The organism is Stenotrophomonas sp. YJH_SMC_101-4, assembly GCF_059370395.1.
Map to the genome: position 1 here is coordinate 246,560 of NZ_JCAFTP010000004.1, position 11,351 is coordinate 257,910.

Here is an 11,351-nt window from a genome sequence, read left to right on the forward strand (position 1 = left end):
ACGTGGCGCAGTGTAGCCGGCCCCGGCGGCTGCCGGGGCTGGCCACTGCTCACGTAACGCTGCTCAGAACCACATGCGCACGCCAGCGACCCAACGCGTGTCGCGCGCGTGGTCACCGGCATAGTCAGAGGTGTCGCCGAAACTGCGTTCGTGGCTGATGCCGATGTACGGCGCGAAGCGGCGGCTGAACTCATAGCGCAGTCGCAGCCCGGCTTCGACCTTGTTCAGGCCACGGCCGATGCCGTACTCCGGTTCATCCTTGGCTGCCACTGTGGCTTCCAGCAGCGGCTGCAGGATCAAACGGTTGGTCAGCAGCACGTCGTACTCGACTTCGGCCTTGGCCAGCACCTGGCCGCCGGAGCCCATGTACAGCGTGGCCGAGCTCTCGAACTTGTAGGGCGCCAGGCCCTGGATGCCGATGGCTGCCCACGTGCGGGAGTCGGCCGGCCGGAAGTCCTGGCGCACACCGACCAGCACGTCCCACCACGGCGACACGCTGCGGCCATACAGTGCTTCAAGCGACGATGATTCGGTGCGGCCACGGCTGCGTTCGCCATCGGTGCGCAGCCACAGGCGGTTGATGTTGCCGCCGATCCAGCCCGTGGCCTCCCAGGCCTGGCCGTTGCTGCTCTTGCCATCCCAATGCTCGAGGCGGTCGATCAGCAGCAGACTGTTGATCTCCGGCGCATGCTCCATCGCACCGTGGGCGATGGGCGGGAATGCAGCGGCACGGTCGGCATCGGTAGGCACCGGAATCGGTTCGAGGGGTTCGGTCGGTGCGGGCGTGCCGTGACCCATCGCCGAATGGTCCATCTGCGAATGGTCCATCTTCGAGTGGTCCATCGTGGAGTGGTCCATGCCGGCGTGATCCGCCGCACTCATGTCCATCTTCAAATGATCCATCTTCGAATGATCGACCGGTTCGGCCGGCGTCTTCGCGGTCTTCGCCGGCGCGTCCATCGCGCCCATGTCATGGCCTGCGTGCGACTGCGCGAACACCGGCAATGCGGCGGCCAGGCCCAAGGCCAGCAGGCTGGGGGAAAGCAGTGAGCGGCTCATTCTTCGATCCTCACTTCGCGCATCATGCCCGCTTCCATGTGGTACAGCAGATGGCAGTGATAGGCCCAGCGGCCGAGCGCGTCGGCGCGCACGCGGTAGCTGCGGCGTGTACCCGGCGGCATGTCGATGGTGTGCTTGCGCAGCTGGAATTCGCCCTGTGCGTTTTCCAGATCGCTCCACACGCCGTGCAGGTGGATCGGGTGCTGCATCATGGTGTCGTTGACCAGCACGATGCGCATGCGCTCGCCGTAGTTCAGCCGCAGCGGCTCGGCGCTGGCGAACGGGATGCCGTCGAACGACCAGGAGAATTTCTCCATGTGGCCGGTCAGGTGCAGCTCGATCTCGCGGCTCGGCTCGCGGCCATCAGGATCCTTGAACAGGCTGCGCATCGCGCCGTAGGTCAGCACCTGGCGGCCGTTGTCGCGCAGGCCGATGCCGGGGTCGTCCAGCTTCGGTTCGGTGGCCGAACTCTGCATGTCCACCAGCGGGTTGTTGCGTTCGCTGGCCGGATGCTTCGATGCCTTGCTGGCGGTATCGCCGCCGTGGGCGCCGTGGCCCATGCTGGCGCCGCAGCCGCCTTCCATGCCCTTCATCGCGGCCATGTCGTGGCCACCGTGCCCACCACTGCCCATGTCGTGCCCCATGTCGCTCATCGTCAGCAACGGGCGTGGGTCGCGTGCGGGAATCGGTGCCTGCAGGCCATGGCGAACCGCCAGCGTGCCGGCGGCGTAGCCGGTGCGGCCCATGTCCTGGCAGAAGATGGTGAAGGCGTCCTGGCCGGTGGGTTCGACCAGCACGTCGTAGGTTTCGGCGGGAGCGATGCGGAATTCGTCGATGCTGACCGGGTGGATGTACTGGCCGTCAGCGGCGACCACGGTCATCTTCAGACCGGGGATGCGCACGTCGAAGTAGGTCATCGAGGCGCCGTTGATGAAGCGCAGCAGTACCTTTTCGCCGCTGCGGAACAGCCCGGTCCAGTTGCCGGCCGGCGCGGTGCCGTTCATCAGGTAGGTGTAGGTGTGCGCGTTGATGTCGGAGATGTCGGTCGGCGTCATCCGCATCCGGCCCCACATGCCGCGGTCGGACAGCGCGGCCGACCAGCCGTCGCGCTTCACGTCACGCAGGAAGTCGGGCAGCGTGCGCTTGTAGTAGTTGTCGTGCTCGGCAAGCTTCTTCATGCGCCGGAACAGCGCGCCCGGGTCCATGTCGGTCCAGTCGGACAGCATGATCACGTGCTCGCGGTCGTGGTGGTACGGCGCCGGTTCGGCCGGATCGATGATCAGCGCACCGTACAGGCCGGCCTGCTCCTGGAACATCGAGTGGCTGTGGTACCAGTAGGTGCCGGACTGCTTGAGGTCGAAGTGGTAATGGTAGGTCTCACCGGGGCCGATGCCGTTGAAGCTCAGCCCGGGCACGCCGTCCATGTTGGCTGGCAGCAGAATGCCGTGCCAGTGGATCGAGGTCGGATGGCGGTCCAGCGTGTTGCGCACGAACAGATCCACGGTCTGGCCTTCGCGCCAGCGCAGGATCGGGGCCGGCAGCGAGCCGTTGACGGTGATCGCCGGGCGGGTGCGGCCGGTGAAATTGGCCAGCGATTCGCCGATGGCCAATTCGATGCGGGTGTCGCTGAGCACGGCAGGGGCGCCGGCCAGGCGTGGGGCGGCCGTGGCGGCGGCGAGCGCGCGTTGCGGCACGCCGACAGCGGCGATGCCGGCAACCACGCCACCGGCGGCCAGACCCTGCACGAACAGGCGGCGCGACGGCATGGGCACAGCGCCCGGACCGGGGGGAATGCGGGTATTCATGGTGGTGACTCCAGACACGTAAAGACGCCGGCAGGTGGCCGGCTACGGTGCGCAGGGCGCACGGTGTGTGTGGAATCAGCCGATGGGAGGGCGGGAGATCGGCGGCAGCGGCGGCGCCGGCCGGCCAGTGGCCGGCATCGGCTGCGGCGCCAGCGACAGTGCCGGGCCCGCCAGATACGGCAACGGCTGCACCACCAGCAGCGGGTGCTGGGCGCAACTGCGCACACAGTCCTTGATCTGGCAGTGGGCGTCGTGCGCGGGGGCCTTGGCCTGCGGGGCCTGGTCGGCCTGCATGGCGGCGTGGTGGTGGCAGTCGGCATCGCCGCCATCAAGGGCGGCTACCGCGTGGGCCATCCGGCCCATTTCCTCGTGGCCACTGGCCATGGCCGCGTTCAGCCCGTTGAGCAACAGGCTGAGCATGAGCACGACACGGAGCAGGGTCGAGGCCAGGGACATGGCGTTAATCTAGCTGCAAGTGGGCGCGGATGCACTTCCGGCTGAATGGCCGGTTCAAGGTTGGACCTGCACCAGCGTAGAGCCGAGCCCACGCTCGGCTGCTGTTCGCGCAGAGGCAGCCGAGCGTGGGCTCGGCTCTACAGGGGCGCCCGCGCGCCGTTGGGGCCATGCCCGGCGGCCGCGCAGCGCGGCAACGCGTTACCGTCAGCCCTCTTCGCGAACGATTTCGACCAGGCGTGGGCCGTAGCGGCTCAGCTTGGTACCACCGATGCCGCCGACCCGGGCCAGTTCGTCCAGGCTGGTCGGGCGCTGTTCGGCGATGTTGCGCAGGGTGCTGTCGTGGAAGATCACGAAGGCCGGCACGTTCTGTTCGCGCGCCAGTTCGGCACGCAGGCCGCGCAGGGCGTTGAACAGGGCCAGATCCTGCGGCAGCACCGACAGGCCGGTGCGCTGTGTGCTGCGCTCGCGTCCGCTGGTGCTGCTGGCCGGGTCGCGGCGCATGCTGATCTGGCGGCGGCCGGTCAGCACGTCGCGGCTGGCATCGGTCAGGCGCAGGCCGCCATGGCCCTCGCTATCCACTTCCAGCAGGCTGGCGGCGACCAGCTGGCGGAACACGCTGCGCCAGGTGCGTGCATCCAGGTCGCGGCCGATCGCATAGGTGCTCAGCTTGTCGTGGCCCTGCTGCTTCACCTTCTCGTTCTCGCTGCCACGCAGGACGTCGATCAGGTGACCGACGCCGAAGCGCTGGCCGCTGCGGTAGACGCAGCTCAATGCCTTCTGCGCGGGAATGGTGGCATCCCACGAAGCGGGCGGGGTCAGGCAGTTGTCGCAGTTGCCGCAGGGCTGCGGATAGGTCTCGCCGAAACCGGCCAGCAGCACCTGGCGGCGGCACTGCATGGATTCGCAGTAGCCCAGCAGGTGATCGAGCTTGCCCCGCTCCAGCTGCTTGCGTTCTTCGCCGGCCTCGGACTGCTCGATCATCTGCTTGAGCAGGACCACGTCGCCCAGGCCGTAGCACAGCCATGCTTCAGCGGCTTCGCCATCACGGCCGGCGCGACCGGTTTCCTGGTAGTAGCCTTCCATCGACTTGGGCAGGTCGGTATGCGCCACGAAGCGCACGTCCGGCTTGTCGATGCCCATGCCAAAGGCGATGGTGGCGCACATCACGATGCCATCCTCGCGCAGGAAACGGCGCTGGTTGTTAGCGCGCACTTCCGGCGGCAGGCCGGCATGGTAGGGCAGGGCGTTGAAGCCTTGGCCGCAGAGGAATTCGGCAGTCTCCTCGACCTTGCGCCGCGACATGCAGTAGACGATGCCGGCCTCGCCACGGTGGCCGCGCAGGAAATCGGTCAGCTGCTTGCGGGCATTGTCCTTCTGCACCACGGTGTAGCGGATGTTGGGGCGGTCGAAGGAGCTGACGAAGTGGCGTGCTTCCTGAAGGTCCAGGCGCTCGGCGATCTCGCGCTGGGTCGGCGGGTCGGCGGTGGCGGTCAGCGCGATCCGGGGGATCTGCGGCCAGCGCTCGTGCAGCACGGTCAACTGGCGGTATTCGGGGCGGAAGTCATGGCCCCACTGCGACACGCAGTGTGCTTCGTCGATGGCGAACAGGGCGATGTGGCTGCGTGACAGCAACGACAGGAAGCGGCCGGTCAGCAGCCGCTCGGGGGCGACATAGAGCATGTCCAGCTCGCCCGCGAGCAGTTCGCGCTCGACGCGGCTGGCGGTCTCGGCGTCAAGGGTCGAGTTCAGGTACTCGGCACGCACGCCGAGCTGGCGCAGGGCTTCGACCTGGTCCTGCATCAGCGCGATCAGCGGCGAGATGACGATGCCACATCCGTCACGCAGCAGGGCCGGCACCTGGTAGCAGAGCGACTTGCCACCGCCGGTGGGCATCAGCACCAGGGCATCGTGACCGGCAGCCACATGCTCCACGATGTCCTGCTGGGGACCACGGAAATCGTCGTAACCAAAGACGCGTTGGAGCAGGTCGTGCGCGGGACGGGAAGCCATCCGGTTAGTTTACCTCCCGGAGGCGGCGGCAGGGCTGCGCCCTGCACCTGCTACAAGCCACGGCAACGTCAAAGGCAACAGCCGGCTCTGGCGTGTCTGCTGGTTGGGCGGGTCGGTGTGGGCTTGCAGGACACGCCGTAAACCCGTCCTTGGGGGCTCGATGGCGCCATCCATGGCGCCAACGGTCCTGCAAGCCCACACCGCCCCGCCTTCGACGGTTTCCCGGTCACGGAGGGTCCATCCACGCCATGCGTGATGAAAACAGTCAGATATCGACAAACAAGATGGGGTCAGATCCGTTTTCCTGCGGAAAACGGATCTGACCCCAATGGCTTTGCTGGCAGATCGCGGAAAACTGTCGAAGGCGGGGTGGGTCCGGTTGTGGGAGTGTCAGCCGCATGGATGCGGCTGCCAAGCCCCCAAGGACGGGTTTACGGCGTCTCCCGCAACCGGACCCACCCCGCCAACCCACAGGAAACCAGCTCTTGCTCTGGTAGTTGCTGTTGCTTCGGCCTCTGCGGGTGCAGGGCGCAGCCCTGCCGAACCACTCCCAACCCTTACTGGAGCAGGGAGCGCAGCATCCAGGCGTACTTCTCGTGGGTCTGCAGGCGCTGGGTCATCAGATCCTCGGTCGGGGCGTCGTCACCCTTGGCCGCCACCTCCAGCACTTCACGCGCCGTACGGCAGACCGCTTCGTTGGCGACCACCAACTGGCGTACCATTTCACGCCAGTCCGCACTGTCGGTCAGGCCCGGTTCCTCGGCGATCGAGGTCAGCGCAGCAAATTCCCGGTAGGAGCCCGGGGCATTGAAGCCCAGCGCGCGGATGCGCTCGGCCACGTCGTCCAGTGCCGCCCACTGCTCGGTGTACTGCGTCTCGAACATGGTGTGCAGCGAGTTGAACATCGACCCGGTCACATTCCAGTGGAAGTTGTGTGTCTTCAGGTAGAGCGTGAACGCATCAGCCTGGAAGCGCGACAGACCGTCGGCGATCTTCTTGCGGTCGCCCTGGGTGATCCCGATATCGATGTTCGGCGCCGACGGTGCCGCCGCTGCAAGCTTCTGCTTGCCGGTCTTGGCCTTGGTCGTGCTCTTGGTCTTCGCCATGGGGTTCCTCCTTGTGGAATCGTTGGCCTTCACAATAAACCGGTCGTGATGACTGGTCGCTTTCAAAGTTTTGAACGAACCGATTGATGAACTCTATCGATAAAAATCCATCGCCCCGCCTGCGCCAACAGCGCGCCGCCATCGACGGCGCCATGAGCCGCGACCGGGGCCGTTTGCTGGGGATGCTCTCGCGTTGCCAGGCCAAGCCACAGGATGCGGCACTGGCCGCCACCTTCGAGCAGGCCTTGCAGGCGTCGGTGCAGCGCCGGATGACACGGGCGCAGCAGCAGCCGTCCATTACTCTGGACCCGCAGCTGCCGATTGCGCGTGAAGCCGACGCGATCATCAAGCTGATCCGCGACCATCAGGTCGTGGTGATCGCCGGCGAAACCGGCTCGGGCAAGACCACCCAGCTGCCCAAGCTGTGCCTGGCCGCGGGCCGTGGCCAGGCCGGCATGATCGGCTGCACCCAGCCGCGACGGATTGCCGCACGTGCGGTAGCCAGCCGTGTCGCACAGGAACTGCAGAGTGAACTGGGCCAGCTGGTGGGCTACCAGGTGCGCTTCAACGACAAGGTCAGCGAAGACAGCCGCATCAAGTTCATGACCGACGGCATCCTGCTGGCGGAGATTGCCAGCGACCGCTGGTTGTCGAACTACGACACGATCATCGTCGACGAGGCGCACGAGCGCAGCCTCAACATCGACTTCCTGCTGGGCTACCTGAAGCAGCTGCTGCGCAAGCGCCCCGACCTGAAGCTGATCGTCACTTCGGCCACCATCGACACCGGACGCTTCGCCCAGCATTTCGACAATGCGCCGGTGATCAGCGTTGAGGGCCGCACCTACCCGGTGGAGGTGCGCTACCGCGCGCTGGAAGGCGAGGGTGAAGACCAGGGCGAACGTACCGTCAACGATGCCATCGTGTCGGCTGTCGACGAGATTACCCGCCTGGATGCACGCGGCGACGTGCTGATCTTCCTGCCGGGCGAGCGCGAGATCCGCGATGCGCACCAGTCGCTGGAACGGCGAAAGTACCGCAACACCGAGGTACTGCCACTGTATGCGCGGCTGTCCAACCAGGACCAGGACCGGGTGTTCAATCCCGGGCCGAACCGGCGCATCGTGCTGGCCACCAATGTGGCGGAAACCTCGCTGACGGTGCCGCGCATCCGTTACGTGGTTGATCCGGGCCTTGCCCGCGTCAAGCGCTACAGCCCGCGCAACAAGCTGGACCGCCTGCACATCGAGCCGATCTCGCAGGCCAGCGCCAACCAGCGCAAGGGGCGCTGCGGCCGTATCGCCGAGGGCATCTGTTACCGCCTGTATGCTGAGGCCGATTTCCAGGCGCGGCCGGAGTTCACCGATCCGGAAATCCGCCGCTCCAGCCTGGCCGGGGTGATCCTGCGCATGCTGCAGTTGGGCCTGGGCCGCATCGAGGAGTTCCCGTTCCTGGAAGCACCGGACGAGCGCGCGGTTGCCGATGGCTGGCAGCAGCTGACCGAACTGGGGGCGATCGATGCCGAACGGCGCCTGACCACCATCGGCAAGCAGATGGCGCGCCTGCCGGTGGACGTGAAGCTGGCGCGCATGCTGGTGGCCGCGCAGGCCGCCGGCTGCCTGCGGCCGATGCTGGTGATCGCCTCGTTCCTGGGCATCCAGGATCCGCGCGAACGACCGCCCGAGGCGCGCGGTGCGGCCGACAGCGCGCATGCGCAGTTTGCCGACGGCCGATCCGAGTTCGTCGGCGTGCTGCGCCTGTGGGATGCCTACCGGCAGGCACATGAAGACCTGACCCAGTCCAAGCTGCGCGACTGGTGTGGCCGTCATTTCCTCGGTTTCCTGCGCATGCGCGAATGGCGCGAGCTGCACCGGCAGCTGCGCCTGCTGTGCGAGGAACTGGGCTGGAAGGAAGAGCCCAGCGAGGCATCGATGGCGCCGCTGCTGGCGGGCAGCACTGCACCGGCCCCGGCGCGCGATGACGCGGCGGCGGTGAAGGCGACCCGGGGCCAGCTGCACCGGGCTGCACGCCTGGCCCGCGAAGGCAAGGCGGAGGCCGCACCGGCGCCGGTGGCCGTGCGCGCGCAGAAGGAACAGGCGCCGGTTGGCGGCGGTTTCAGCGAACGTGTGCGTGCCGCTGCCTACCAGACCCTGCACCGTGCGTTGGTGGCGGGCCTGCCGACGCAGATCGGCCACCGCACCGAGAAGGGCGATTTCCAGGCGCCGCGCCAGCGCCGCTTCCTGCCGTTCCCCGGTTCGGCGCTGGCCAAGCGGCCACCGCCGTGGCTGCTGGTGGCCAACCTGCTGGATACGCAGAAGGTATGGGGCATGACCCTGGCCGCGATCGAGCCGGACTGGGTGATCGCCGAACTGCCGCACCTGCTGCTGCGCAAGCACTTCGACCCGCACTGGTCGCGCGCGCAGGGCCAGGTGCTGGCGTCCGAGCAGATCAGCCTGTTCGGCCTGGTGCTGGCACCGAAGAAACCGGTCCATTACGGCCGCATCGCGCCGGGCGAGGCGCATGACATCTTCGTGCGCCAGGCACTGGTGACCGGCGAGATCAATACCCGCGCCAGTTTCGTCGCCGACAACCAGAAGGTGCTGGAGGTCGCGCGCGAGGAAGAAGCCAAGCTGCGCCGCGCCGGCATCGTCGCCGACGAAGACTGGCAGGCACGCTGGTACCTGGACCGGGTGCCGCCGCAGATCCATTCGGCCTCCGGCCTGGATGCCTGGTGGAAGGGTCTTGCGCCGGAACAGCGCAAGACCCTGCACTGGTCGCTGGCCGACCTGTTGCCGGGCGAAGGCAGTGAGCAGGAGCGCTACCCGAAGTACCTCGCGCTGGGCCAGGCACGATTGCCGCTGCATTACCGCTTCGAGCCGGGTGCCGAGGATGACGGCGTAACCCTTGACGTACCGCTGCACCTGCTCAACGCATTGGATCCGGTGCAGCTGGGCTGGCTGGCGCCCGGCTTCGTTGCCGACAAGGCTGCGGCGCTGATTCGCAGCCTGCCCAAGGCGATGCGCCGCAACTACGTGCCGGCGCCGGACTTTGGTCGCGCGTTCTACGAGGCGTTCCCGCAACCCAGTGCCGATGCCATCACCGGCGAACTGGCGCGTTTCCTCTCACGCGCGACAGGCGCCACGGTGACCGCGCTCGATTTCGAGCCCGGCTCGATCGAACCGCACCTGCACATGAACCTGCGCCTGCGCGACGAGCAGGGCAGGGTGCTGGCCACCTCGCGCGACCTGGACGCATTGCGCGCGAAGTTCGGTGGGCGCGCAGGCGACGCCTTCGCTGCACGCGCCGGACGTGAAATGGCGGCTGATGGCCTGCGTACCTTCCCGGCCACGCCGATTCCGCTGCAGGTGCCCGGCGAAGCCGGCGTGCCGGCCTATCCGGCGCTGCTGGACGAGGGCGACAGCGTGGCGCTGCGCATCTTCGCTGATCGGCAGCAGGCGCAGGCGGCTCATCCGCTGGGTGTGCGCCGCCTGCTGGAGATCGCGCTGGCCGAGAAGATGAAGCAGGCACGCAAGCAGTTGCCGGTGGGTGCCAAGACGGGCCTGCTATATGCGGCGATCGAATCGCAGGAACGCCTTCGTGGCGATCTGGTCGATGCGGCGATGAACGCCGTACTGGCTGAAGGCCTGGAAGACATACGCGATGCGGCGGCCTTCGAGCAGCGCCGCGAGCATGCGGCCAAGGCGCTGTTCGGTGAGGCCATGTCGCGGCTGAAGCTGGCCGAGACCATCCTGGCGCTGGTGGCCGAACTGAAGCCGATGCTGGAAGCGCCGCTGATGGGCTGGGCGCGCGGCAACCTGGACGACATGGAGGCGCAGCTGGCCGGGCTGATCCATCCAGGCTTCCTGCGCGATACACCGGCCGACGCATTGGCGCAGTATCCGCGCTATCTGAAAGCGATGATCCTGCGTACCGAGCGTGCCAAGCGTGATCCGCCACGTGACCAGGCGCGCATGCTGGAACTGCACCCGTTCCTGGAAGCGCTGGAAGTGGGGGAGCAGCAGGGACTGCGCGAGCGCCCGCAATGGCAGGCGCTGCGCTGGGATCTGGAAGAGCTGCGGGTGTCACTGTTCGCGCAGGAGCTGGGGGCACGCACCGGCATCTCGGCGAAGAAGCTGGCGCAGCGGGTGACCGCATTGCGCCAGGCGTGAATCCGGTCCTGTAGAGCCGAGCCGGCGCTCGACTGCTGGCGATGGACGATGGCGGTCCATCGGAAAGCAGCGGAGCATCGGCCAGGCTCCACGGGACGGGTAAGCCGTTACTTGGTACGGCGCACCTTCGGTTGTACGTTCACGCCTTCGATCTTCATGTACCAGACACCGAGCATTCCGGGCTTGATACTGACGTTTGGCGACTGCTTGCGTACCCCTGGGGTCGTGGATGTGTCGGTCTGCTCCCATTCCTGGCCGTTGTCCAGCACGTAGACGCGGCCCTTGCCGAACCCGCGGAACTCACCCTGCAGCACGCCGACGATCGGCTCACTGCTGCCGAAATCGAAGAAGCCGCGATTCTTCACGATCACTTCCTGGCGGCCTTCCTCGCGCGCCGATTCCCGTACCGCTGCAACTGCCTGGGTCGTGGCCGCCTCGACCTTGCCCTGCAGCCAGCGGTTCAGCGTGGCCAGTTCCTGCGCACTGAGCTTTTCCAGGCCAGCAGCCTTGAATTCGGCCGGTGACATCTGCTGCTGCAGGTCACCCTCTACCACGCGCTGGGCCAGCGCAGGCGCCGACAGGGACAGCAACAGTGCGGCACAAGCCAGCAGCCGTAGGCGGAAACGCGGGACGATCGGGGACATGACGGGACTCTCCTGGGTTTGCCCGCGAGTGTAGCGGCATGTCTTCATGCCGGGTGATGGTGGCCGCGGTGATTGTCCCTGAACGGCGCCGGCGCTAGTGTA

7 protein-coding genes are annotated in these 11,351 nt (G+C 67.0%); 1 reads left to right on the forward strand and 6 read right to left on the reverse strand.

All coding sequences use genetic code 11. The features are described 5' to 3' along the window. Positions 1 to 63 precede the first annotated feature (63 nt). The 5 genes from AC5P8D_RS15445 to AC5P8D_RS15465 form a co-directional block, all read right to left on the reverse strand. The gene (locus tag AC5P8D_RS15445) at positions 64 to 1,059 is read right to left on the reverse strand and encodes a copper resistance protein B (RefSeq protein ID WP_109814754.1); all 996 of its coding nucleotides are present in this window, start codon (positions 1,057 to 1,059) and stop codon (positions 64 to 66) included. Further along, positions 1,056 to 2,864: a copper resistance system multicopper oxidase gene (locus tag AC5P8D_RS15450; protein ID WP_099560269.1), complete on the reverse strand. Its 1,809-nt coding sequence runs from the start codon at positions 2,862 to 2,864 to the stop codon at positions 1,056 to 1,058. Before AC5P8D_RS15450 ends, AC5P8D_RS15445 begins: the two co-directional genes overlap by 4 nt. 75 nt (positions 2,865 to 2,939) lie before the next feature. Further along, the gene (locus AC5P8D_RS15455; protein WP_049435662.1) at positions 2,940 to 3,320 is read right to left on the reverse strand and encodes a CopL family metal-binding regulatory protein; all 381 of its coding nucleotides are present in this window, start codon (positions 3,318 to 3,320) and stop codon (positions 2,940 to 2,942) included. A gap of 204 nt (positions 3,321 to 3,524) precedes the next feature. Then, positions 3,525 to 5,330 (reverse strand): DNA helicase RecQ, encoded by a 1,806-nt coding sequence (recQ, locus tag AC5P8D_RS15460; protein WP_099560270.1) that lies wholly within the window; start codon positions 5,328 to 5,330, stop codon positions 3,525 to 3,527. Between the two features lie 557 nt (positions 5,331 to 5,887). Further along, a complete protein-coding gene (locus tag AC5P8D_RS15465; protein WP_005410730.1) occupies positions 5,888 to 6,436 on the reverse strand; it encodes a Dps family protein in 549 nt (182 codons plus the stop codon). Between the two features lie 86 nt (positions 6,437 to 6,522). Here AC5P8D_RS15465 and hrpA point away from each other — a divergent pair, with 86 nt between their 5' ends. Further along, a complete protein-coding gene (gene hrpA / locus AC5P8D_RS15470; protein WP_329760975.1) occupies positions 6,523 to 10,605 on the forward strand; it encodes an ATP-dependent RNA helicase HrpA in 4,083 nt (1,360 codons plus the stop codon). Positions 10,606 to 10,712: 107 nt separating this feature from the next. Here the strand turns inward: hrpA and AC5P8D_RS15475 are convergent, their stop codons facing one another. Next, complete coding sequence (locus AC5P8D_RS15475; RefSeq protein WP_099560272.1) at positions 10,713 to 11,249, reverse strand: hypothetical protein; 537 nt, start codon at positions 11,247 to 11,249, stop codon at positions 10,713 to 10,715. Positions 11,250 to 11,351 lie beyond the last annotated feature (102 nt).